At 53.9% G+C, this 22,811-nt stretch carries 20 protein-coding genes; 15 read left to right on the forward strand and 5 right to left on the reverse strand.

The window, feature by feature from the left end; all coding sequences use genetic code 11:
- Positions 1-56 precede the first annotated feature (56 nt).
- A complete protein-coding gene (locus JK223_RS12130) occupies positions 57-794 on the forward strand; it encodes a 1-acylglycerol-3-phosphate O-acyltransferase (protein WP_212714443.1) in 738 nt (245 codons plus the stop codon).
- 90 nt (positions 795-884) lie between these two features.
- Positions 885-2,306 carry a cell division protein FtsP gene (ftsP, locus tag JK223_RS12135; RefSeq protein ID WP_212714444.1) on the forward strand — a complete coding sequence of 474 codons (1,422 nt, stop codon included), beginning with the start codon at positions 885-887 and terminating at the stop codon, positions 2,304-2,306.
- Positions 2,307-2,354: 48 nt separating this feature from the next.
- Here ftsP and dkgA read toward each other — a convergent pair whose 3' ends face one another.
- From dkgA to metC, 3 genes are all read right to left on the reverse strand, one after another.
- Positions 2,355-3,185 carry a 2,5-didehydrogluconate reductase DkgA gene (gene dkgA, locus JK223_RS12140; protein WP_212714445.1) on the reverse strand — a complete coding sequence of 277 codons (831 nt, stop codon included), beginning with the start codon at positions 3,183-3,185 and terminating at the stop codon, positions 2,355-2,357.
- A gap of 182 nt (positions 3,186-3,367) precedes the next feature.
- Entirely contained in the window at positions 3,368-4,030 is a 663-nt protein-coding gene (locus JK223_RS12145; RefSeq protein WP_212714446.1) for a DedA family protein, read from the reverse strand.
- A gap of 92 nt (positions 4,031-4,122) precedes the next feature.
- Positions 4,123-5,334 carry a cystathionine beta-lyase gene (gene metC / locus JK223_RS12150; RefSeq protein WP_212714447.1) on the reverse strand — a complete coding sequence of 404 codons (1,212 nt, stop codon included), beginning with the start codon at positions 5,332-5,334 and terminating at the stop codon, positions 4,123-4,125.
- 285 nt (positions 5,335-5,619) lie between these two features.
- On the opposite strand from metC, the gene exbB reads away from it, so the two are divergent.
- The 4 genes from exbB (at position 5,620) to JK223_RS12170 (ending at position 10,886) form a co-directional block, all read left to right on the forward strand.
- Positions 5,620-6,345: a tol-pal system-associated acyl-CoA thioesterase gene (gene exbB / locus JK223_RS12155; protein ID WP_212714501.1), complete on the forward strand. Its 726-nt coding sequence runs from the start codon at positions 5,620-5,622 to the stop codon at positions 6,343-6,345.
- A 5-nt stretch (positions 6,346-6,350) separates the two neighbouring features.
- Positions 6,351-6,773, forward strand: a complete 423-nt coding sequence (gene exbD, locus JK223_RS12160) for a TonB system transport protein ExbD (protein ID WP_212714448.1) — start codon at positions 6,351-6,353, stop codon at positions 6,771-6,773.
- A gap of 214 nt (positions 6,774-6,987) precedes the next feature.
- The gene (locus JK223_RS12165; RefSeq protein ID WP_212714449.1) at positions 6,988-8,310 is read left to right on the forward strand and encodes an MFS transporter; all 1,323 of its coding nucleotides are present in this window, start codon (positions 6,988-6,990) and stop codon (positions 8,308-8,310) included.
- A gap of 461 nt (positions 8,311-8,771) precedes the next feature.
- Complete coding sequence (locus JK223_RS12170) at positions 8,772-10,886, forward strand: bifunctional diguanylate cyclase/phosphodiesterase (RefSeq protein WP_212714450.1); 2,115 nt, start codon at positions 8,772-8,774, stop codon at positions 10,884-10,886.
- A gap of 425 nt (positions 10,887-11,311) precedes the next feature.
- On the opposite strand, the gene JK223_RS12175 is transcribed toward JK223_RS12170, so the two are convergent.
- Complete coding sequence (locus JK223_RS12175) at positions 11,312-11,779, reverse strand: RidA family protein (protein WP_212714451.1); 468 nt, start codon at positions 11,777-11,779, stop codon at positions 11,312-11,314.
- A 421-nt stretch (positions 11,780-12,200) separates the two neighbouring features.
- On the opposite strand from JK223_RS12175, the gene JK223_RS12180 reads away from it, so the two are divergent.
- On the forward strand, positions 12,201-13,448 hold the full coding sequence (locus JK223_RS12180) for an FAD-binding oxidoreductase (protein WP_212714452.1): 1,248 nt from the start codon (positions 12,201-12,203) through the stop codon (positions 13,446-13,448).
- Between the two features lie 94 nt (positions 13,449-13,542).
- Here JK223_RS12180 and ftnA read toward each other — a convergent pair whose 3' ends face one another.
- On the reverse strand, positions 13,543-14,055 hold the full coding sequence (gene ftnA / locus JK223_RS12185) for a non-heme ferritin (protein WP_212714453.1): 513 nt from the start codon (positions 14,053-14,055) through the stop codon (positions 13,543-13,545).
- A 488-nt stretch (positions 14,056-14,543) separates the two neighbouring features.
- On the opposite strand from ftnA, the gene prfC reads away from it, so the two are divergent.
- The 8 genes from prfC (at position 14,544) to deoD (ending at position 22,764) form a co-directional block, all read left to right on the forward strand.
- Entirely contained in the window at positions 14,544-16,133 is a 1,590-nt protein-coding gene (prfC, locus tag JK223_RS12190; protein WP_212714454.1) for a peptide chain release factor 3, read from the forward strand.
- Between the two features lie 311 nt (positions 16,134-16,444).
- A complete protein-coding gene (gene osmY, locus JK223_RS12195; protein WP_212714455.1) occupies positions 16,445-17,029 on the forward strand; it encodes a molecular chaperone OsmY in 585 nt (194 codons plus the stop codon).
- A 110-nt stretch (positions 17,030-17,139) separates the two neighbouring features.
- The gene (locus tag JK223_RS12200) at positions 17,140-17,301 is read left to right on the forward strand and encodes a DUF1328 domain-containing protein (RefSeq protein ID WP_071846595.1); all 162 of its coding nucleotides are present in this window, start codon (positions 17,140-17,142) and stop codon (positions 17,299-17,301) included.
- 148 nt (positions 17,302-17,449) lie between these two features.
- Entirely contained in the window at positions 17,450-18,253 is an 804-nt protein-coding gene (locus tag JK223_RS12205) for a TatD family hydrolase (protein WP_212714456.1), read from the forward strand.
- 231 nt (positions 18,254-18,484) lie between these two features.
- A complete protein-coding gene (gene deoC, locus JK223_RS12210; protein WP_212714457.1) occupies positions 18,485-19,264 on the forward strand; it encodes a deoxyribose-phosphate aldolase in 780 nt (259 codons plus the stop codon).
- Between the two features lie 107 nt (positions 19,265-19,371).
- Positions 19,372-20,691 (forward strand): thymidine phosphorylase, encoded by a 1,320-nt coding sequence (gene deoA, locus JK223_RS12215; protein ID WP_212714458.1) that lies wholly within the window; start codon positions 19,372-19,374, stop codon positions 20,689-20,691.
- Between the two features lie 61 nt (positions 20,692-20,752).
- Positions 20,753-21,976 (forward strand): phosphopentomutase, encoded by a 1,224-nt coding sequence (gene deoB / locus JK223_RS12220; protein WP_212714459.1) that lies wholly within the window; start codon positions 20,753-20,755, stop codon positions 21,974-21,976.
- A gap of 68 nt (positions 21,977-22,044) precedes the next feature.
- Positions 22,045-22,764, forward strand: a complete 720-nt coding sequence (gene deoD, locus JK223_RS12225) for a purine-nucleoside phosphorylase (RefSeq protein WP_212714460.1) — start codon at positions 22,045-22,047, stop codon at positions 22,762-22,764.
- Positions 22,765-22,811 lie beyond the last annotated feature (47 nt).

The following is a 22,811-nucleotide window of genomic DNA, read 5'->3' on the forward strand; positions in this document are numbered from 1 at the left end:
GATATTCAGGCCTGCCTTCAGGATGCTGCGGGGTCGGCCACTATTACGAGGTTGTTATGCTGTTAGTTCTGCGCGCCCTTTTCGTTTTTATTTACTCGGTCATCGTCTGTGTCGGAGGATGCCTGTGGTGTTGCTTCTCTCCCCGTAATCCTCGCCACGTCGCGACTTTTGCTCATGCCTTTGGCTGGCTGCACAATATTTTCGGTGTGCGGATAGAGTCCCGGAAACCGGAAGGGGCTGACAAGATCGGGAACGCTATCTATATTGCTAATCACCAGAATAATTATGACATGATCACTGCGGCCAATATGGTCCAGTCGCCCACCGTCACCATTGGCAAAAAAAGTCTGGTGTGGATCCCTTTTTTCGGACCGCTTTACTGGCTGACCGGTAATTTGCTGATCGACCGTGATAATAAAAATAAAGCCCACGACACTATCAGTGACCTGGTTGAACAGTTTAAGAAAAAAGAGATCTCGTTCTGGATGTTCCCGGAAGGAACCCGTAGCCGTGGCCGTGGTTTGCTGCCGTTTAAAACCGGGGCATTTCATGCCGCTATTGCCGCCGGCGTTCCGGTGATCCCTATTGTTGTTTCAGATACCCATAATAAAATTAAACTCAATCGCTGGAATAATGGTCTGGTGATTGTGGAGATGCTGCCACCGGTAGATATCAAACAGTTTGAAGGTCAGTCTGCCAGGAAACTGGCGACCCATTGCCGTGAACTTATGGCAACCAGACTGGAAGAGCTGAATGCAGAGATTGCCCGTCGCAGTCAGGAAAAACCTGAATAACCTGACAGCTGGCTGAAGCGTTCAGAAATATGTGTGTCGTTTGTCGTGGTATAACGCCGCTGGCGTTATCAGTATAAGGTCAGAAGTATTATGTCTTTTAGCAGACGTCAGTTCCTTCAGTTATCCGCCGCCGCTGCCGCCGGTACGACATTGCTGCCGCAGGTCGCACAGGCCGCAGAAAGCGGAGAGAATCCGTTACCGGTACCGCCTCTACTGGAATCCCGGCGCGGACAGCCACTGTTTCTTACGCTTCAGTCCAGTCACTGGGCCTTTAGCGGCGGTAATAAAGCGCCGGTCTGGGGATTCAATGGCCGTTATCTGGGGCCGACCGTACGGGTCAGAAATGGCGATGATGTGAAGCTGATTTACAGTAATCGCTTGCAGGAGCCGGTTTCTATGACCGTCAGCGGGTTACAGGTGCCCGGCGCCCTGAATGGCGGAGCCCCCCGGCAGATCTCACCCAACGTAGACTGGGCTCCGGTACTGCCGGTACGCCAGCCTGCCGCCACCTGCTGGTATCATGCCGATACACCCCATCGTATGGCTCCGCATGTGTACAACGGCCTGGCCGGTATGTGGCTGATTGAAGATGACAACAGCAAATCTCTGGCGTTACCCAAACATTATGGCGTTGATGATTTTCCGCTGATCATTCAGGACAAACGGTTGGATAACTTCGGTTCACCGGAGTACGACAGTAACGCGAAAGAGGGCTTCTACGGCGATATTCTGCTGGTTAACGGGGTACAGAAACCTTATGTGAATGTCTCGCGTGGCTGGGTCAGATTACGTCTGCTGAATGCGTCGAATGCCCGGCGTTATCAGCTGCAACTCAGTGATAATCGTCCTTTCACCGTGATTGCCGGCGATCAGGGCTTCCTGTCTGCACCGGTCACGGTACAGCAGCTGGCGCTGGCCCCGGGGGAACGCCGGGAAGTGCTGGTCGATCTCTCACAGGGTAACGATGTTTCTATCACGGCGGGGACGGCGGCGACCTTTGTTGAACGTATCAAAGGGATTTTCCAGCCATCCTCGATCCTGACCTCGACGCTGGTACTGACGCTGCGTCCGACCGGTTTACTGCCGCTGGTCACCGATGGTTTACCGACACAACTGAACGGCCCGGCCCAGCAAAGCAATGTGACCGGCAGCCGGCAGATCCGGCTGGATGACTCACCGCCCGGTATCAACGGTAGCGCCTGGGATATGATGCGTATTGATACCGTCGTCAGTCAGGGGACTACCGAGCGCTGGACAGTGCAGGCGGAGCACCCGCAGCCTTTTCATATTCAGGGCGCGGTGTTTTTGATTAGCAGTGTAAACGGTGCACCGCCGATGGCAGAAGACAGGGGCTGGAAAGATACGGTCTGGGTGGACGGTACGGTGGAGTTATTGGTGACTTTCCCGCACAGCGCCTCGGAGCATTTTCCGTTTGTCTATTACAGTCAGAATCTTGAACTGGCAGACCGCGGTGTGGCGGGGCAGCTGCTGGTTCAGCAGGCGATTAACTGATCCTGACGCGCCCGGGCAGGACCGGCGGACTCACCGCCGGTCAGCCGGTCAGGCTTTATTAAAACTTTCCGGTTCCGGCCCCAGACGTTTCCCTTCATCCAGCGCCGCCAGCTCGCTCAGCTCGCTCTTATCCAGACTGAAATCAAAGACGTCAAAGTTCTCATCGATCCGTTTCGGCGTCACCGATTTAGGGATCACGACCAGCCCGCTATCGATATGCCAGCGGATCACAATCTGCGCCGGGCTTTTTCCGTACTTCTGAGCCAGGCGCAGGATCAGAGGCTGGTCAAAGACCCCTTTACCGCCCTGAGCCAGCGGGCTCCAGGATTCTGTACGGATATGATGCAAATCATTCCAGGCATGCAGCGGACGCTGCTGAAACAGAGGGTGAAGCTCAATCTGGTTAATCGCCGGAGTAACCCCGGTTTCACGGATCAGCTGTTCCAGGTGAGGCTGCTGAAAATTACAGACACCGATACTGCGGGTCAGCCCTTGTTTCTGTAACTCAATCAGTTGTCTCCAGGCATCGACAAAATTGCCATTCTGCGGGCAGGGCCAGTGGATAAGATAGAGGTCCACATAGGACAGCTGCAGCTTCTGCAGGCTGGTTTCCAGTGCCTCGCGGGCCTGTAATTGATCGGAATTCCACAGTTTGGTGGTAATAAAAAGATCTTCCCGCGGCAGGTCACTCTCCTGCAGAGCCTGACCGACACCTTCTTCATTCTGATAGATCGCCGCGGTATCGACAGAACGGTATCCGGTGTTCAGGGCATGGATAACGGCATCGCGCGTCTGTTCAATGCTGGCCTGCCAGACGCCTAACCCCAGTTGAGGCATAAGACGATCATCATTCAGTCTGACAATGGGTTGTCCGGACATTGGGTTCTCCTCCGTGGTATTTTGCGGGTTCATGAGTACGGTGGCACGGAGTTGAGTGTAGACCGGAATATTCGTTTTTACCGGGGGACACCGGCAGAACAGCGGAAAAACCGAATATTCCGGGTAGACCGGACGGGAGGGAGGAGTGCACCGGCCCGGGCGAAAAAGGCCGGTTTGCGGGGTTATCCGGCGTTGTGGCGACGTTTTTTCCACACCAGCATCAGCGTTCCGATAAAGCCGCTGACCAGCAGCAGTAACGGGATTAACATCAGTGCTGTCATCACCTGGTCTTCATGTCGCCGGATAAAGGGGACATGACTGATCCCGTAACCGAGAGTGACCAGGATCGCGACCCACAGCAGGCCACTCAGCCAGTTGAAGAGCTGAAAGCGGGTGTTACTCAGCCCGGAAATGCCTGCCATGGCAGGTAACAGTGTCCGGACAAAGGCCAGAAAGCGGCCAATCAGCAGTGCAGCCAGCCCATGCCGGATAAACATCTGCTCTGCCCGCTGATGATAGCGGGCCGGCAGATGCTTCAGCCAGCCCTGTACCAGCGGGTAATTCCCAAGCCATCGACCCTGCAGATACCCGATCCAGCACCCCAGGCTGGCCGCAGTGGTGAGGATCACCAGTGCAGGAATAAAGTGCATCACGCCCCTGGCAATCAGTGCGCCAGCCAGCAGCAGTAAGCTGTCGCCCGGCAGAAAAGCTGCAGGCAATAAGCCGTTTTCCAGAAACAGCAGGGTAAACATGACCGCATAGACAATCCCGGCCATCTGAGGATTTGCCAGAACGGCAAAATCCTGATGCCAGAGAGCCCGGACGACCTCATTTAAAGCACTCATCAGTTATCTCGTTATAAAATCATGGCTGCGGGGGACGCTATAACTGCCCCGCAGGGCAGTCGACGCCGGTTCACCCGCGTATGTTTAAGGGGTTACCCCGGATGACGGGCCAGACGCTCAAAGCCTGCCGTCAGGTCGGCAATCAGGTCATCGACGTTTTCCAGTCCGATATGCAGGCGTACCAGCGTGCCTGGCAGCGCTGCCTCGCCCTGCGGACGGATGGCCGCAATCTCTTTCGGCTGATTCGCCAGGATCAGCGACTCGAAGCCTCCCCATGAATAGGCCATGCTGAAATGGCGGAAGTTATCCAGGAAGTCGGCCAGGGCGGCGTGAGAGAGCTGTTCCCGTAAGACAAAAGAGAACAGCCCGCTGCTGCCGGTGAAATCGCGTTTCCAGAAGCGGTGTCCGGGGGATTGCGCTAAGGCCGGGTGATTGACACGCCAGACCTCTTCACGGCCTGCCAGCCATTCGGCGACTTTCAGGCTGCTTTCTTCATGCTGGCGCAGGCGGACGGACAGGGTACGCAGACCCCGTGAGGTCATATAGGCCGTATCTGCATCCACCATCTGGCCCATCAGATAAGAATTTTCACGCAGGGTCGGATAACAGCGTTCATTTGCCACGGCCGTGCCGATCATCCCGTCTGAGTGACCGATCAGATACTTGGTTCCGGCCTGGATGGAGATATCAATCCCGAAATCCAGCGCATTAAACAGCACGCCGGCCGCCCAGGTGTTATCCATCATAATAATGGCGTCCGGCGCTTTTCTGCGGACTGCCGCGACGATGGCCGGAATATCCTGAACTTCCATGGTGACAGAGGCCGGGGATTCCAGGAAAACGATACGGGTATTCGGCTGGATCCACTGCTCTATCTCGCTACCGCAGGTGTGAGGGAAGTAGGTGGTGGAGACATTCAGTTTACGCAGGATGGTATTACAGAAGTCACGGGTAGGTTCATACACCGAACCGCACATCAGCACGTGGTCACCGCTTTCGGCGAATGCCAGAATCGCGTTGGTCACGGCAGCGGCACCGCAAGGGTAGAGCGCACACCCTGCGCCATTTTCCAGTTCGCACATCGCTTCCTGAAGGGCAAAATGCGTCAGAGTACCGCGGCGCCCGTAAAAGAGCTCTCCCTGTGTACGACCTGCCGCCGCCCGTTTCTTTTCGGCAACAGTCTCAAAAACCAGCGATGATGCCCGCTGAATGACGCTGTTTACCGCGCCTGCGGTATAGCGTTTGCCTCTGCCGGCGCTGATCAATGTCGTTTCCAGTTTTTTATCTGATCTGTTGTTTGTCATTTCTCTCTGCTCTGCCAGTCTAACCCTGAGTGACACGTTAACATGAAAAGGTGTCCCGGCCAGTGATCACGAGAAAAATTCACCTTGATCATCTCCTGCCTGAGAATAAGGGCTGCGGATGACAGCTGTATGAACGCGGAAGCCGCCTCCCGGAAGGGGCAGGGAATACAGGGTGTAAATACTAATGATAACTACTATCAATTAAGCTGTGATTTGGTATGATCGGGTATATTGCAGGTTGTTAAACGGTTATATGGAGTCGCACACGTGGTAGCCAATGATCTTATGCAGACGGATCTTTCCGTCTGGGGCATGTATCAGCATGCTGATATTGTTGTAAAAATTGTCATGATTGGTCTGTTACTCGCATCGGTGGTGACCTGGGCGATATTTTTCGGTAAGTTCACTGAGCTGAGTGCCGCCATACGCCGGCTGAAAACCGAGCAAAAAGCGCTGAAAGCGGTGCGGACGCTGCAACAGGCAGTGGATATCGCCACGACATTTCCGGCCAGCAGCCATAGCCGTGCGCTGATTGCTGAAGCGCTGGATGAACGCGATCTTTCTGCCGGCAGCCATGAGCCGGAAGGGATCAAAGAGCGAACCGGTTTCCGGCTGGAACGTAAGGTCGCCTCTGTCGGTCGTTTTGCCGCACGCGGTAACGGTTTTCTGGCGACTATCGGTTCTGTTGCTCCCTTTATCGGGCTGTTCGGTACGGTCTGGGGCATTATGAACAGCTTTATCGGGATTGCCAAAACCCAGACCACGAACCTGGCGGTCGTCGCTCCGGGGATTGCCGAAGCTCTCCTGGCAACCGCGATCGGTCTGGTGGCTGCGATCCCGGCGGTGGTGATCTACAACTTTTTTGCCCGGATGATTGCCGGTTATAAAGCCTCTCTGAGCGATACCGCAGCGCAGGTATTGTTGCTGCAGAGCCGTGATCTCGATCTGAATCAGGGCGCGGTAAACAGCACTCCGGCGCGTACCTCTGCCCAACAACTGCGGGTGAGTTAATCGTTATGGCAATGCGTCTGAATGAAGATGTGGAAAACGATGGCGAAATGAGTGAGATCAACGTGACGCCCTTTATCGACGTCATGCTGGTATTACTGATTATTTTTATGGTGGCGGCTCCGCTATCGACGGTGGATGTTAAGGTTAATCTGCCGGCTTCCACCAGTAAGCCTGCACCACGCCCTGAAAAGCCGGTTTATCTGAGTATCAAAGCAGATAAATCCTTGTATGTCGGCAATGAAGCGGTCTCTGCCGGACAGCTGATGGCGTCGATTGATGCACTCACCAACGGTAACAAAGAGACCACCATCTTTTTCCAGGCGGATAAAGAGGTGGATTATGCGACCCTGATGAGCGTTATGGATCAATTACGTGCGGGGGGCTATCTGAAAGTCGGGCTGATGGGGCTGGAGTCTGCCGGTCACTGATCGCCGGGTGGACGATGCCATGATGAAGAGGGCTTCTCTGAAAAGAGAGGCCCTTTTTTTATGCGGTCAGTTTTTATTGAAGTTTATTTGTTGATGTTTTGTTACTTATTTGTTGGCCGTTGTCGCGCATAAAACCAACGAGCATCACATATTTCCGTCAATAGCCGGGGTAAACATGAGCCACGATTAAAATAATCACAGGAAGGATTGGGCTATGAGCGCTTCGGACTTATCTTCTGCCGCCAGCCATACGCGCGGTGCTAAAGCGATTTTCAGGGTGACCAGCGGTAATTTCCTGGAAATGTATGACTTTATGGTGTTTGGCTACTATGCGACCGCCATTGCAGGCACATTCTTTCCTGGCGGAGACCCCTGGTCTTCACTGATGCTGACGCTGATGACGTTTGGTGCCGGTTTTCTGATGCGGCCGCTGGGGGCTATGGTGCTCGGGGCTTACATCGATCGCCACGGCCGGCGTAAAGGGTTGTTACTGACCCTGGGACTGATGGCTATCGGGACGCTGACGATTGCACTGACCCCGGGCTATCACACCCTCGGCAGCCTTGCCCCGGTAATTATTCTGGCCGGTCGTTTGTTGCAGGGGTTTTCTGCCGGGGTGGAACTGGGCGGTGTATCGGTCTATTTGTCTGAAATTGCCCCTAAAGGCCGCAAAGGATTTTATGTCAGCTGGCAGTCAGGGAGTCAGCAGATAGCCGTTATTTTTGCTGCCGTACTGGGACTGTTACTGAACCAGTGGCTGGATAAAGGGCAGGTCACCGACTGGGGCTGGCGTATCCCCTTTGTCGTCGGCTGCCTGATCGTGCCTTTTCTGTTCTATATCCGTCGGATGCTGGAAGAAACCGAAAGCTTTGTCCGGCGTAAACATCACCCGGAAGTCAGGGATATTCTGCGTTCGGTCGCCAGTAACTGGGCGCTGATCCTGGCCGGGATGCTGATGGTGGTGACCACGACGGTGATGTTTTATATGATAACGGCGTTTACTCCGACCTTCGGTAAAACGGTACTGATGATGAGCGATCGTCAGAGTTTTATGGTGACGCTGTTTATCGGGTTATCTAACCTGATCTGGCTGCCGGTGATGGGGGCTCTTTCGGACCGGCTGGGCCGTCGTCCGTTACTGATCGTTTTTACGTTGCTGACAATGTGTACCGCGTGGCCGGTGTTGAAATGGCTGGTGGCGGAGCCGACCTTCAGTCATTTACTGGAGGCCGAGTTATGGCTCTCTTTCCTGTATGCCAGTTATAACGGCGCAATGGTGGTGTATCTGGCAGAAATTATGCCCCCTGAAGTCAGGGCGACCGGATTCTCTCTGGCCTACAGTCTGGCAACGGCGTTGTTCGGCGGTTTCACACCGGCGATTTCCAGTTACCTTATCCACGCCTTCGGGGATAAAGCGATGCCCGGGGCCTGGCTGACCTTTGCCGCCTGCTGCGGGCTGATCGGCACACTGTGTATTGGTTACCTGGCCAGACGTTACCAGCAGAAACAGACAGCGGTGACATTACAGGGGGTGTGAAGGGCAGTAACTCACTTCTGCGCCTGAGACCCGGCGGATCGGCCGGCAGGCGCGACGATCAAACCGGGTCTGGTACCTCAGGCTGGTCAATGAAGCTTATGAGAACGCCGCCGCAGATAACGCAGCGGCGTTTTTATCAGGCCTGGGCGGCCGGTTTTTATTCTCCCGGCGGGGAAAGTCAGATATTTTTGTCACCTGAAGCCAATTAAGGTTTGTTAATGTCAGATCGTATGACGTACTATGTTTAATTAGCAGACGTTTTGACAGGGCGTCAGCGTGCAACGTTCGTTGCCGTACTTTTCTGCTTTGGAGCAGCACCGGATCCACTCAATAACTAAAAACACCCTAATGTTATCTGCCTCAGGGAGTATTTCCTGTGTACCGGAGATAGCTGTTCTGTTTTTTCACTGCTATTTTTAGTTAATACTTTCGTTTATGAACCTGTGACAAAAGGAGTCACTATGCTCGATGTATCCTGGGATAAATGGCTGGTGTTTATATCACTGCTCATCGCCTTTATCGCCTCTTTCACTGCATTGGATACGGCAGGGCGGGTTGCCAGTTCCCGGGGATGGAAAGCCAGATTCTGGCTGGCGGGGGGCGGCACCGCGATGGGCATTGGTGTCTGGTCTATGCACTTTATCGGCATGCTGGCCATGAAATTCCCGATGCCAATGCACTACAGTATCGGTTACACCGGTATCTCGCTGCTGCTTGTCATTGTGGCATCGATAGCCGCGCTTCAGCAGGTGGTCAGCCATCAGCATCTTGGCTGGGGCCGTCTGATCCGTGGCGCTTTTCTGCTGGGCAGTGGTGTGGTCGGGATGCACTATCTTGGAATGTATGCCCTGCTGGTCGACCCGGGGATCATCTGGAATAGCGGGCTGGTGATTTTATCGATTATCGTTGCCTATGTTGCTTCCGGGGTTGCCCTGTGGCTGGCGTTCGAGCTGCGCAAAGGTGAAAGCGGCATTGTTATGCGTCGTCTGCAGGCCTCTCTGGTGATGGGCGTCGCCATTGCCGGTATGCACTATATCGGTATGGATGCTGCTGATTTTAAAGCCGGGTCCCATATTTACGGACACGGTATTAACTCACCGGCGCTGGCTATCTGGGTATTTTTATTTACCCTCAGCATTCTTGGCTGCAGTCTGCTGGTGTCGATGATTGATTCGCAAATCAAAACCACACGGCTGGCGAAGAAATTACACCAGGCTAACCGTGAATTACATAAGCTGGCGATGCATGATCCATTGACGTTATTGCCTAACCGCGCTTATCTGGAAGAGCAACTGGATCATTATATTGAGGAGGCCTCCTCAGGCTCGGCATTTGCGCTGATGTTCCTCGACCTGGATGGCTTTAAGATGATTAATGATGCTTACGGGCATCATATTGGTGATCGGTTGCTTATTACGGTCACCGAACGGTTAAAAAACATTCTTGATTCTGACCATGTGCTGGCGCGTGTCGGCGGTGATGAATTTGTGTTGCTGACGCCATCGACCTCGGCAGATGCGGCGGAACGTATCGCCTCCCGAATGGTGAAAGCGATCGAAAAGCCGTTTCATATTTCTGAATATGAGCTGATGGTTTCCATCAGTATCGGGATTGCGCTGTATCCGCCACACGGATCAGAAGGTCGCGATATGATGTTCAATGCCGATGTCGCCATGTATCACACCAAGAATAATGGCCGTAACGGCTTCAGCGTTTATCGTCCGGACATGAACCCGATGGGGAAAAGTCAGGTCCAGCTGAAAAATGAATTGTGGCGGGCGTTGTACCACAATGAATTACGTCTGTTCTATCAGCCGAAGAACGATGCAGGAAGTGGGCAGATCATCGGTTATGAGGCACTGGTTCGCTGGCAGCACCCTGTGCGTGGTTTATTATCTCCGGATAAATTCCTGCCGGTGGCCGAAAAAAGCGGCATGATCATTCAGGTCGGTGAATGGGTTCTGAACGAAGCCTGTCGTCAGCTGGCTATCTGGCACGCCCAGGGCAATACAGAACTCTCCGTCTCCGTGAACCTGTCTGCACTGCAGTTTGAACAGGAAATGCTGGCCCAGGTGGTACTGAATGCCTTAACCACGAACAATGTGCCGCCGGAAAAAATGATCCTGGAGATCACCGAAACCACGGCGATGCGTTCACCGAAAGAAACTATCCGGATACTGACCATTCTGAAAGAACACGGTATTCAGGTGTCCATCGATGATTTCGGTACCGGGTATTCCAGCCTGTTGTATCTGCAGAGTATGCCGGCCAGTGAACTGAAGATTGATCGTGCATTTGTGCGTGAAATTAACAATAACCATACGGATACCCGTTTGTTAGCCATGATCATTGAACTGGCGAAGAACATGAATCTGAATATCGTGGCCGAAGGGGTTGAGACCGAAGAACAGCAGCGTCAGCTGACTGAGCTGGGTTGTAATATCCTGCAGGGCTTCTATTTCAGCCGTCCTGTGCCACCGGAACAGCTGGTATTGCCGGAAATCATGGTAAAACCCCCTGCACAGGTAAAACTGGATCTGGTACCGGATACCGGTTCCCGGAAGATCAGCGCCTGATGCCTGACAAAGGGCCGGGATTGAGAGGGTACCTGTCAGCCGTGAGGGAATGGCCTCTGTCTTAGCAGTTACTGTGATTTTCGTTACAACAACCCTCCCTGTTTTGCAGGGAGGGTTTTTTATTGCCCTGATCACTGATTGCCGGCCCCGCCAGACAATCCTTCCGCAGCGGTTACCCGTGAATGCAGTCCGTAATAACCAAACCCGGCGGCGGGGGAATGAGCCTCAGGCGTTTATGGGATGCCCTCGTCATCGTAAGAATGCTATTCGCCGCCTCTGCGCCGGCAACAGTCCCTGCAGGCTTGTAAGCGAATGACCGGCGTAATGACGCGGGACGCTGACATTGACCTGCCCGTAAAACAGCCCCGGCTTAGCCCGGCATGTGTCATCTATCAGAATGCCGGGTACCCACGTGACGCTGACCGTTATTCCGCGACTATTTCGGCAATCATTTCGATTTCCACCGCCATGCCCAGCGGTAACTCTGTGGCCGAGACCGCACTCCTGGCATGTTTGCCTTTGTCACCAAACACCTCGACGATAAAATCTGACGCGCCATTGATGACCAGATGCTGCTGATCAAACCCCGGCGCACTGCGGACCCATGCCAGCAGTTTGACGAATCTTTTAATTCTGTTCAAAGAACCCAGTTCGTTTTTCAGCACGCTGAGCGCATTAATCGCCGCCAGCCGCGCCGCCTGATACCCCTCTTCAGGGGTTATGTCGTGGCCTACCGACCCTTTCCAGACAACTGCACCGTCTGATAGCGGCCCCTGGCCGGAGACAAATGCGAGTGAACCGCTGATCACTACCGGGACAAAGTTCGCCGGCGGGGAGGTCACGGCGGGAAGTGTAATGCCCATTTCGTCGATTTTCTGATCCGGAGTTAGCATGTCGTTTTCCTGAACGCGGAGGGTAAGGGATACCCGCAGGTACCATTGAGCGTTTTATCTTAGATTTTTTTCCGGCCTGATTCTCATACTTAAAACTGATATCCCGCTGATTAAAAAGGTATCTTGTGGCTGTGGTCTGGTTAACCTGAACCTGCCGTGATCGATGGAATGATAAAGATCGGCCCCGGGGGGAGAGCGTGACACCTGCCGGGTATGACCGGGGCCAGAGACCCTGACTCTGTTCAGTCGTTCACTGCTGAGAGACGGTTCTGGCATACGAATTGCTTCAGGTTACAGATGCCGCGAGGCGGAGGGGGATGTTTACCGGACAGAGGGCCGACCGCACGCCGTAAACTCCGTATTGCGAAGATGCAGGATGATGCTCAGTACCGGATGGATACTGCTTTCACAGGTAAATTTTATGACGTATGACGTATTTGTTTTAGGTGCAGGGATGGTGGGGACCGGTTGCGCGCACTATTTACAGGAAAGCGGGAAAACCGTCGCTCTGGTCGATAAAGGTGCGCCCGGGATGCAGACCTCTCATGGTAACGCAGGGATTATTCAGCGGGAGGCCATTCAACCCTATGCATTTCCCCGCCAGTTATCGGTGATCCTGAGCGCAGCGGCTAACCGGAGAACGGATATACGTTACCAGCTGCCAGCTATCCCTTCGCTTATCCGGCCGCTCAGCCAGTATTACCATTATTCGGCGCCGGCACGGTATGCCGGTATCGCCCGCGAGTACGCCTCGCTGATCTCTCTTTCGCTCGAAACGCATAATGAGTTGATTCATAAAGCAGGAGCAGAGGCACTGACGGGAACTCACCAGTGGCTGGCCTTGTCACGTAGCGATCAGCATCTGGAAGAAAGTTACCAATCCGCCGATCTGCTGACAGAGCAGGGGGTCAGCCACATAAAACTCTCGGCAGAGGACCTGAAGCGCAGAGAACCGGATATCAGTCCGCACTTTCCCGGGGCTGTGATGTGGACTTCTCCCAGGACTATCCGCGATCCGTCTGCCTTAGTGCAGTCGTATGTGGATCTTTTCCTGCGTGATGGCGGGAGCTTTATTTCCGCAGATGCCCGGACCCTGAGCCGGACCCGCGAGGGCATGTGGGAAATCAGAAATGACCAGGGGGATGTCTGCCGGGCCCGGCAGGTGGTGGTGGCTCTGGGGCCATGGAGCACATTACTGACCCGTAAATTCGGCTATCAGCCTCCGCTGTTTCCCAAACGTGGCTATCATCGGCATTACCAGGCACAACCCGGTAAGCAGCTGAACAACTGGGTGCTGGATGCGGAAAAAGGGTTTCTGCTGGCACCCATGAGCCGGGGGATCCGGCTGACGACCGGTGCTGAACTTGCACGGCTCGATGATCCGCAAACCCCCCGTCAGCTTGACCGGCTGGAACCTGTTGCCCGGCAGGACTTCCCGGTGGGGGAGCGGGTGGATGATGAAACCTGGTCCGGTAGCCGGCCCTGTTTTCCGGATATGAAGCCGGTGATTGGTGAAGTGCCCGGGGTCAGTCAGATGTGGTGCGCTTTCGGTCATGGGCATCAGGGATTCACTCTGGGTCCAGCCACCGGGATGCTGCTGGCACAGATGATGACCGGTCAGAAAACAGCTATCGAAATGCAGCCATTCCGTCCGGAAAGGTGGAAATAGCCAGAGGTATCTGCGATACGCTGATAGCTGGCTGAACAGGGGCGTGCGGGAAAGGGCGAGGCTAACACGGCGGGCAATGCCCGCCGTGAGTCAGTCAGGCACCTTTGTTGTGCACTTCACTGTCCATTCTTGCCAGGTCTTTATCCAGCAGGAACGCACCGTTGGAGCTGTTTTCCAGCATACCCAGCTTATCCAGTACGGTTTTGAAGATTTTCTCTTCTTCGTGCTGCTCTGCGACATACCACTGCAGGAAGTTGAAGGTGGAGTAGTCGTGAGTTGTCATCGCGGCGTGTGCCAGCTCATTAATTTTTCCGGTAATTAATTGCTCATGCTCGTAAGTCTGTGCAAAAACGTCTGACAGTGATTTAAAGGTGACCGGTGGTGCGTCGATGCTACCGAGCACCGGTAACGCACCGGTATCGCTCAGGTAGTCGAACAGACGCTGCATGTGTTCCATTTCTTCACGGGAATGCTTTTTCAGGAACGAGGCTGCACCTTCAAATCCTTTATCTGCACACCAGGCGCTCATCTGGAGGTACAGGTTTGCTGAATAAAACTCAAGGTTCAGCTGATCATTCAGACGGGAGATCATATCGGTAGTTAACATGAGGATAACCTTTTAAACAGAGGTAACAAGTTGTGTATTTATGGTGAGCGATTATGCATCAATATGTGTTGCTTGTGAAGTGAGCGTTTGTATTTTTATCTTTATTTATCATGGTCTTAGTAATGTGAATTATTCAGTTAATGTAATGCAAGTCTTTCTCATTTTCATCTCTGTCCGGCGGCCGGTTTGTTACAAAAATGCGGATTCCGGCGGGCAGACAGCGCAGTAATACGATGACCGCGGGGTGCGGCTTAAGAAAGCTGCAGGCCGAATACCGAAATGCCCTGAAATGAGGTAGAATGTGCGTCCGGAGAATGGCCGTCATGTGCACTCCGCAGATAATTACGTGATGTTGACTGATACAGGTGGGGTTCAGGCCGGGCAGTGACATCCGTTGGAGCCGGCGGAGAAACACTCTCCCGGTACGATGATTTTTACGGAAATACACCCCTGTATTGTTTTTCCGCCAACCAATGAAGAACCTGTTGATGTCTACAGCACTTTTTTTAGACGAAGTGGCTCGTCGCCGTACCTTTGCGATTATTTCGCATCCGGATGCCGGTAAAACCACCATCACCGAAAAAGTCCTATTATTCGGACAGGCTATCCAGACCGCGGGTTCGGTTAAAGGCCGCGGATCCAGTCAGCACGCAAAATCTGACTGGATGGATATGGAAAAGCAACGCGGGATCTCGATTACCACCTCGGTAATGCAGTTCCCCTACCGCGATAAGCTTGTGAACCTGCTGGATACACCGGGGCACGAAGACTTCTCGGAAGATACTTATCGTACGCTGACCGCGGTGGATTGCTGTCTGATGGTGATCGATGCTGCAAAAGGTGTCGAGGATCGTACCCGTAAACTGATGGAAGTCACACGCTTACGTGATACACCTATCCTGACGTTTATGAATAAACTCGACCGTGATATCCGTGATCCGATGGAAGTCATGGACGAAGTCGAAAGCGAACTGAAAATCGCCTGCGCGCCGATCACCTGGCCGATTGGCTGCGGTAAGTTATTCAAAGGGGTCTACCACCTGTATAAAGATGAAACTTATCTTTATCAGACCGGACAGGGCCATACCATTCAGGAAGTCCGTATCATTAAGGGGCTGGATAACCCGCAACTTGACCAGGAGATCGGTGAAGAGCTGGCATCCCAGTTGCGTGATGAACTGGAGCTGGTCCAGGGAGCCTCCCATGAATTTGATCAGGACGCTTTCCTGCAGGGACAACTGACACCGGTCTTTTTCGGTACGGCACTGGGTAACTTCGGTGTGGACCATATGCTGGATGGCCTGGTCAGCTGGGCGCCGGCACCGATGCCGCGTCAGACTGACAGTCGTGAGGTCGTCTCCGGCGAAGAGAAATTCACCGGGTTTGTCTTCAAAATTCAGGCCAATATGGACCCGAAACACCGCGACCGCGTGGCCTTTATGCGTGTGGTATCCGGTAAATATGAAAAAGGCATGAAAATGTATCAGGTGCGTACCGGCAAAGATGTCGTTATCTCTGATGCGCTGACCTTTATGGCCGGCGACCGTGCGCACGTCGAGGAAGCTTATCCCGGGGATATCATCGGTCTGCATAACCACGGCACCATTCAGATTGGTGATTCGTTTACCCAGGGCGAAAAAATGAAGTTTACCGGTATTCCTAACTTCGCCCCGGAACTGTTCCGCCGTATCCGGCTGCGTGACCCTCTGAAACAGAAGCAGCTACTGAAGGGGCTGGTTCAGCTTTCCGAAGAAGGGGCCGTGCAGGTGTTCCGTCCGGTCTCTAACAATGATCTGATCGTTGGCGCAGTGGGTGTACTGCAGTTCGATGTGGTGGTTGCCCGACTGAAGAGCGAATATAACGTAGAAGCGATTTACGAATCGGTCAACGTCTCTACGGCGCGCTGGGTGGAATGCAACGATGTGAAGAAGTTTGATGAATTCCAGCGCAAGAACGAAGTCAACCTGGCACTGGATGGCGGGGATAACCTGACCTATATCGCGCCGACAATGGTTAACCTGAACATTACTCAGGAACGTTATCCGGATGTTGTTTTCCGGAAAACACGCGAACACTAACCGACTGTTGTTTCAATAAAACCGGCCTCTGGCCGGTTTTTTTAAGATATTCCCGCGTCCCGGTTCAGGATTTTCCTGCTTCTGCCAACCTGCGTAAATTGCTTATCATCACTTCCTTTTGGCAGCGATGGCTTCCCGCCGTTGCTTTGCAGACGCTTGTTCCGGGACTCAGCAGATTCCTAAAAATCTGCACAACAGTAAAACTCAACTATTATTAAAGTGATGTGACCGATGCGCAAGGCCGGGGACGACCGGTTCCGGACATGACAGTCAACGAAGCGCAGACGTCATTATCATGCAGGATATTATTAATGAAAAAAATCAGCATTATGAAAAAGCTGTTACTGATTTCCGCACTTTGCAGCCTGAATGTGTATGCCGCCGGTCAGCCGGCGCAAACACCCCCCGCAGAGGGGAAATCGGTGATGCGGAGTGTCGACAACTTTATGGACGACAGTGCCATTACCGCGAAGGTAAAAACTGCGCTGATTGATGACAAAGAGATCAACAGTACCGATCTCTCGCTGTCCACCCAACAGGGAGTCGTTACCGTTGAGGGTTTTGTGACATCGCGCCGGCAGATGGAGCGAGTAGATCACCTGGTCAGAAGCATCACCGGGGTGAAGCAAGTGATTAATCATCTGCACTTAAAGCCAGCGCAGCAAACGAATCTGAAGAGTTATGCCAGTGATACCGCGACAACCAGTGAGATTGTGGCCCGTTTACTGGCAAATAAGCAGGTCTCATCGAGGCATATCTCAGTCACTACGACACGGGGTACGGTTCTGCTGACCGGGGATGTCAGTAACCGTCAGCAAAAAAATAAGGCCGCTGAGATAGCCCGTAAGGTTTCCGGGGTCAGGGCGGTCAAAAACGAGTTATCTATCAGCAACTGACCCGGGTTCTCTGCGGAGGCTGCGGGAAAATTGAAGATAAATACGTGTTCTGAGTCTATGTCAGAACAAATTATAAGATGAGTTCTGTTAATGAAGGTAAGGAGATTACTATGTTTCGTTGGGGAATTATCTTTCTGGTGATTGCATTAATCGCGGCGGCACTGGGCTTTGGCGGACTGGCAGGTACAGCTGCTTGGGCAGCTAAAATTGTATTTATTGTCGGTATTATTCTGTTCCTTATCAGCCTGTTTACCGGCCGTAAACGGTTATAACGTTGTCCTGAGGTCACTCAGTTTACTGCCGGAAAGGATGCCGGCAGCGCTCCCGCCTGATACACTTCTCCGCACCGTCTGACGGCAATCCTGTCTTTTACAGCGTTTTCTGCCGCCGGCACTTTATTATGCTGCCCGGGAGAATGTTGTGCGTTTTATTGATACCCACTGTCACTTTGATTTCCCGCCATTTGCTGAGCATGAGGCTGAAGAGCTGATCCGTGCCCGTGATGCCGGGGTACAGGGGATAGTCATTCCTGCGGTGACGGCTTCCCGGTTTAGCCAGATTATCTCTCTCTGTGAACGTTTTCCTTCCCTCTGGTACGCACCCGGACTTCACCCGTTATGGATTGCAGAACATACCGCTGAGGATATCGATCGTCTGCAACAATGTCTGCAACAGGGCGGGGATAAACTGGTTGCGGTAGGCGAGGCCGGACTGGATTTTTATACGGCGGAACAGGTGGCACAGGCGGATAAACAACGCTCCCTGCTACAGAGTCAACTGACGCTGGCACGGCGCTATGATCTCCCGGTGATCCTTCATTCCCGACGTTCCCATGACCCGTTGGCTGCTTTACTGCGGAAGGCTGATCTTCCTGCCGGCGGGGTGATCCACGGTTTTTCGGGGAGCCTGCAACAGGCCAATGCATTTGTCCGGCTGGGGTTCGCTATCGGGGTGGGCGGCACGATCACCTATCCGCGTGCCCGAAAGACCCGTGAAACGATAGCTTCTCTGCCCCTCAGTGCCCTGGTGCTGGAAACCGATGCTCCGGATATGCCGGTTCACGGATTTCAGGGGCAACCCAACCGGCCTGAGCATGTGGTCACTATTCTGCAGTCGCTCGCGGAACTCCGTCCGGAGCCACCGGAGCAGCTGGCTGAAGTGCTATGGCAGAATGCCCTGCGTCTTTTCCCCCGGCTACATCCGCCCGAATCTGACGCGGATTAAGGTCAGTTTGTTACTTTTATAACATTTCTCGTTCCGCAAGCGACCCGACCCTCTGACGGTTTCTTTACCCCTTTAATGCCCTTTTTTGCGGTTTTTATCTGCTTTCTCCCGCAAGGATGGATTATTTGATCCGTCACGCAGTCCTGGCGGAGATTAATTGTTAGAATTATGACAAATGACGGTGCAGCTTTTTCCGCACCGCAGACCGGCTACTCTGCAGAGGAATAATGAATGACGGATATGACAACGATCGCCCGCCGGGCCCTCGGATTGATGGACCTCACTACACTGAACGATGACGATACCGATGAAAAAATCGTGGCCCTGTGCCGGCAGGCAAATTCTGCCGCCGGACAAACGGCGGCCATTTGTATCTACCCGCGTTTTGTTCCGCTGGCCCGCAAAGTCCTGCGTGAGCAGGGAACACCCGGCATCCGTATCGCTACCGTGACCAACTTTCCGCACGGAAACGATGATATCGATATCGCGGTAGCAGAAACCCGGGCAGCGATTGCCTATGGGGCTGATGAAGTCGATGTGGTCTTTCCCTGGAGAGCATTAAAACGCGGAGATCACCGTCAGGGGGCCAGCCTGGTCAGTGCCTGTAAAAAGTACTGTAGCGAAGCAAATGTGCTGCTGAAGGTCATTATTGAATCCGGGGAATTACAGGATCCTGCGCTGATCCGTCAGGCCTCTGAAATTGCCATCGAGGCCGGTGCTGATTTTATTAAAACCTCTACCGGAAAAGTGGCCGTCAATGCCACTCCCGAAGCTGCCCGAATTATGCTGGAAGTGATCCGGGATAAAGGTGTATCAGCGAGCGTCGGTTTTAAACCTGCCGGCGGCGTGCGTACTACGGGGGATGCTGCCGATTATCTGGCAATGGCTGCAGAGATCCTCGGCGACGACTGGGCGGATGCCCGTCATTTCCGTTTCGGCGCTTCCGGATTACTGAGCAGCTTACTGAAAAGCTGTGGTGTGGACACAGACACGCCGGCCGCCGGTTACTGACGCGGCAATTCATAAAAGCGGTATGACTGCCGCGGGCAGGTTATCCGTCCCCCCCGGCGGGGACGGTATCAGGGAGTTCGGACTCTTCAGCACAGCGGGGAAGCACCATGTTTTTGCCACAGGAAATTATCCGTAAGAAACGTAACGGTCAACCTCTGACAGCGCAGGAAATCGGGGCCTTTATTCAGGGGATCACGGACGGTAGCATTGGCGGAGAGCAGATTGCTGCGCTGGCGATGGCTATCTGGTTTCGGGATATGACACTGCCGGAGCGCGTGGCTCTGACTCTGGCAATGCGGGATTCCGGCACCGTACTGAACTGGCAGGACCTGCATCTTAACGGCCCTGTGCTGGATAAACATTCGACCGGAGGGGTCGGGGACGTTACCTCTCTGATGCTGGGCCCGATGGTGGCAGCCTGCGGGGGGTATGTTCCGATGATATCCGGGCGTGGTCTGGGGCATACCGGCGGGACGCTGGATAAACTGGAAGCGATCCCCGGGCTGAATATCTTCCCCGACAATGATCGCTTCCGGCAAATCATTCGCGAAAATGGTGTCGCGATCATCGGTCAGACCCGGACGCTGGCACCCGCAGACCAGCGCTTTTACGCCACCCGGGATGTGACAGCGACGGTGGATTCTGTACCCCTGATCACGGCCTCTATTCTGGCGAAAAAACTGGCCGAAGGGCTGGATGCGCTGGTGATGGATGTTAAAGCCGGCAGCGGGGCATTTATGCCGGATCTTGCACAATCAGAGCAACTGGCCCGGTCAATTGTCGATGTGGCCAACGGTGCCGGCTGCCGGACGACTGCGTTACTGACGGATATGAGCCAGGTGCTGGCATCTTCGGCGGGTAATGCGCTTGAAGTGCGTGAAGCGGTTCGCTTCCTGACCGGCGAACACCGTAATCCCCGGTTACTTGAAGTGACAATGGCCCTGAGCAGTGAAATGCTGGTCAGTGGCGGATTAGCCGCTAACGATCAGCAGGCGCGGGCCAGATTGCGACAGGTGCTGGACAACGGCCGGGCCGCTGAGGTTTTTGCTAAGATGGTGGCGGCTCAGGGCGGACCGGCTGACTTTGTCGAACGCTATGCGCATTATTTAACGCCAGCTCCGGTAATCAGACCGGTATTTGCCAGGGAGCCGGGGTTTGTCAGTGCGATGGATACCCGGGAGGCCGGGATGACTATCGTCCGGATGGGCGGCGGTCGTCAGCGTGCCGGTGAGAATATCGATTACCGGGTCGGTATCAGTGAGATTGTTGCCCTGGGCCAGCCGGTCGATGCGTACCACCCTCTGGCAATGGTGCATGCGGCGGATGAGCAGAGCTGGCAACAGGCGGCAGAGAGCCTGCAAGCCGCCATTTCGGTGACGCATCAACGGCCAAAAGAAATCCCTTTAATCTATCGCAGAATTTGCTGAATGGTTGCATACTGTTCTGATCAGTTTTTTTTCTCATGACATGAACGCACAGGAGGCGAGCATGAAACGTGCATTTATTATGGTGCTGGATTCCTTCGGGATCGGAGCCAGCAAAGATGCAGAGAAATTCGGTGACGCTGGCTCAGATACGCTGGGCCATATTGCACAGGCCTGCTACGACGGTAAGGCAGATCAGGGCAGACAAGGCCCGCTGCACTTACCGAATCTGACGGCGCTGGGTCTGGCGAAGGCCGCAGAGATATCAACAGGTAAAATCCCCGCAGGGATGGATGCTGATGCCACTATTCTCGGCGCTTATGCCAGTGCGGCGGAACTCTCTTCCGGGAAAGACACGCCATCCGGGCATTGGGAGATCGCCGGGGTGCCGGTACTGTTTGACTGGGGATATTTCAGTGAAACAGAAAACAGTTTTCCGCAGGAGTTACTGGACACACTGGTCGAACAGGCCGGGTTGCCGGGGTATCTGGGGAACTGCCATTCTTCAGGGACCGTGATCCTCGACAAGCTGGGTGAGGAGCATATGCGTACCGGTAAGCCTATCTTTTATACCTCGGCGGACTCGGTGTTCCAGATTGCCTGTCACGAAGAGACATTCGGTGTGGATCGGCTGTATGAGCTCTGCGAGATCGCCCGTAAGATCCTGACGGAGGGGGGCTACAACATCGGTCGTGTGATTGCCCGCCCGTTTATCGGTGCCAAAGCCGGTGAATTTGTCCGTACCGGTAACCGTCATGACCTCGCCGTCGAACCGCCTTCTGCCACCATGTTACAAAAGCTGGTGGAAGAGAAGGGGGGAGAGGTGATTTCGGTGGGTAAGATTGCCGATATTTATGCCCAGCAGGGAATTACCCGTAAGGTTAAAGCCACCGGACTGGATGCACTTTTCGATGCTACCCTGGCAGAGATGAAACAGGCCCCGGATAATTCGATTGTCTTCACCAATTTTGTCGACTTTGATTCCAGCTGGGGACACCGCCGTGATGTCGCCGGGTATGCCGGGGGGCTGGAACTCTTTGACCGCCGTCTGCCGGAGTTAATGGCGCTGGTGGGGGAAGGGGATATTTTGATCCTGACAGCAGACCATGGCTGTGACCCGACCTGGTCCGGCACAGATCATACCCGCGAGCATATCCCTGTATTGATCTATGGACCGCAGGTGAAGCCCGGCCCGCTGGGACAGCGCGAGACGTTTGCCGATATCGGGCAGACAATTGCGACCTATTTTGGTCTTTCAGCTATGGATTACGGGCGTAACATGCTGTAAAAAAGCCTCTTGTTTCTCATTTGCTGGCTGTCATGCCGGCAAATGACACGATTAAAAGGAAAAATAACATGGCAACACCTCATATTAATGCTGAAGCTGGTGATTTTGCAGACGTTGTGCTGATGCCGGGCGATCCTCTGCGTGCGAAATATATTGCTGAAACCTTCCTGCAGGATGCCCGTGAAGTGAACAATGTTCGCGGTATGCTGGGTTACACCGGGACTTACAAAGGTCGTCGGATTTCTGTGATGGGTCACGGTATGGGGATCCCTTCCTGCTCTATCTACGCGAAAGAGCTGATCACCGAATTCGGCGTTAAAACCATTATCCGTGTGGGTTCCTGCGGAGCGGTCCGTTCTGACGTTAACCTGCGTGATGTGGTAATCGGTATGGGCGCCTGTACGGATTCTAAAGTGAACCGTATGCGCTTCAAAGATCATGACTTTGCTGCGATTGCCGATTTCGATCTGGTTCGTCATGCGGTGGATGCCGCGAAAGCGCTGGGTGTTCATGCCCGCGTCGGTAACCTGTTCTCTGCCGATCTGTTCTATACCCCGGACCCGCAAATGTTCGACGTCATGGAAAAATACGGCATCCTGGGTGTGGAAATGGAAGCGGCCGGTATCTACGGTGTTGCGGCGGAGTTCGGTGCTAAGGCCCTGGCTATCTGTACCGTTTCAGATCATATCCGTACCGGCGAGCAGACGACGGCCGAAGAACGTCAGCTGACCTTCAATGATATGATCAACATCGCGCTGGAATCTGTGCTGGCCGCTGATCAGGCTTAAGATATCTCTTATTTAGCCCCGGCAACGCGAAGAGTTATTGCTTTTCG

Origin of the sequence: Tatumella sp. JGM118, from assembly GCF_018257515.1 — a bacterium.
Lineage (GTDB): Bacteria > Pseudomonadota > Gammaproteobacteria > Enterobacterales > Enterobacteriaceae > Tatumella > Tatumella terrea.

What these genes read in the sequence shown, in the direction of transcription:
- JK223_RS12170 (WP_212714450.1), top strand. Translation starts at nt 8,772, where the DNA reads ATGCTCGATGTATCCTGGGATAAATGGCTGGTGTTTATATCACTGCTC.
- deoC (WP_212714457.1), top strand. Translation starts at nt 18,485, where the DNA reads ATGACGGATATGACAACGATCGCCCGCCGGGCCCTCGGATTGATGGAC.
- prfC (WP_212714454.1), top strand. Translation starts at nt 14,544, where the DNA reads ATGTCTACAGCACTTTTTTTAGACGAAGTGGCTCGTCGCCGTACCTTT.
- exbB (WP_212714501.1), top strand. Translation starts at nt 5,620, where the DNA reads ATGCAGACGGATCTTTCCGTCTGGGGCATGTATCAGCATGCTGATATT.
- metC (WP_212714447.1), bottom strand. Translation starts at nt 5,334, where the DNA reads ATGACAAACAACAGATCAGATAAAAAACTGGAAACGACATTGATCAGC.
- JK223_RS12165 (WP_212714449.1), top strand. Translation starts at nt 6,988, where the DNA reads ATGAGCGCTTCGGACTTATCTTCTGCCGCCAGCCATACGCGCGGTGCT.
- deoD (WP_212714460.1), top strand. Translation starts at nt 22,045, where the DNA reads ATGGCAACACCTCATATTAATGCTGAAGCTGGTGATTTTGCAGACGTT.
- osmY (WP_212714455.1), top strand. Translation starts at nt 16,445, where the DNA reads ATGAAAAAAATCAGCATTATGAAAAAGCTGTTACTGATTTCCGCACTT.
- JK223_RS12175 (WP_212714451.1), bottom strand. Translation starts at nt 11,779, where the DNA reads ATGCTAACTCCGGATCAGAAAATCGACGAAATGGGCATTACACTTCCC.
- ftnA (WP_212714453.1), bottom strand. Translation starts at nt 14,055, where the DNA reads ATGTTAACTACCGATATGATCTCCCGTCTGAATGATCAGCTGAACCTT.
- JK223_RS12145 (WP_212714446.1), bottom strand. Translation starts at nt 4,030, where the DNA reads ATGAGTGCTTTAAATGAGGTCGTCCGGGCTCTCTGGCATCAGGATTTT.
- dkgA (WP_212714445.1), bottom strand. Translation starts at nt 3,185, where the DNA reads ATGTCCGGACAACCCATTGTCAGACTGAATGATGATCGTCTTATGCCT.
- ftsP (WP_212714444.1), top strand. Translation starts at nt 885, where the DNA reads ATGTCTTTTAGCAGACGTCAGTTCCTTCAGTTATCCGCCGCCGCTGCC.
- JK223_RS12130 (WP_212714443.1), top strand. Translation starts at nt 57, where the DNA reads ATGCTGTTAGTTCTGCGCGCCCTTTTCGTTTTTATTTACTCGGTCATC.
- exbD (WP_212714448.1), top strand. Translation starts at nt 6,351, where the DNA reads ATGGCAATGCGTCTGAATGAAGATGTGGAAAACGATGGCGAAATGAGT.
- JK223_RS12200 (WP_071846595.1), top strand. Translation starts at nt 17,140, where the DNA reads ATGTTTCGTTGGGGAATTATCTTTCTGGTGATTGCATTAATCGCGGCG.
- deoB (WP_212714459.1), top strand. Translation starts at nt 20,753, where the DNA reads ATGAAACGTGCATTTATTATGGTGCTGGATTCCTTCGGGATCGGAGCC.
- JK223_RS12180 (WP_212714452.1), top strand. Translation starts at nt 12,201, where the DNA reads ATGACGTATGACGTATTTGTTTTAGGTGCAGGGATGGTGGGGACCGGT.
- deoA (WP_212714458.1), top strand. Translation starts at nt 19,372, where the DNA reads ATGTTTTTGCCACAGGAAATTATCCGTAAGAAACGTAACGGTCAACCT.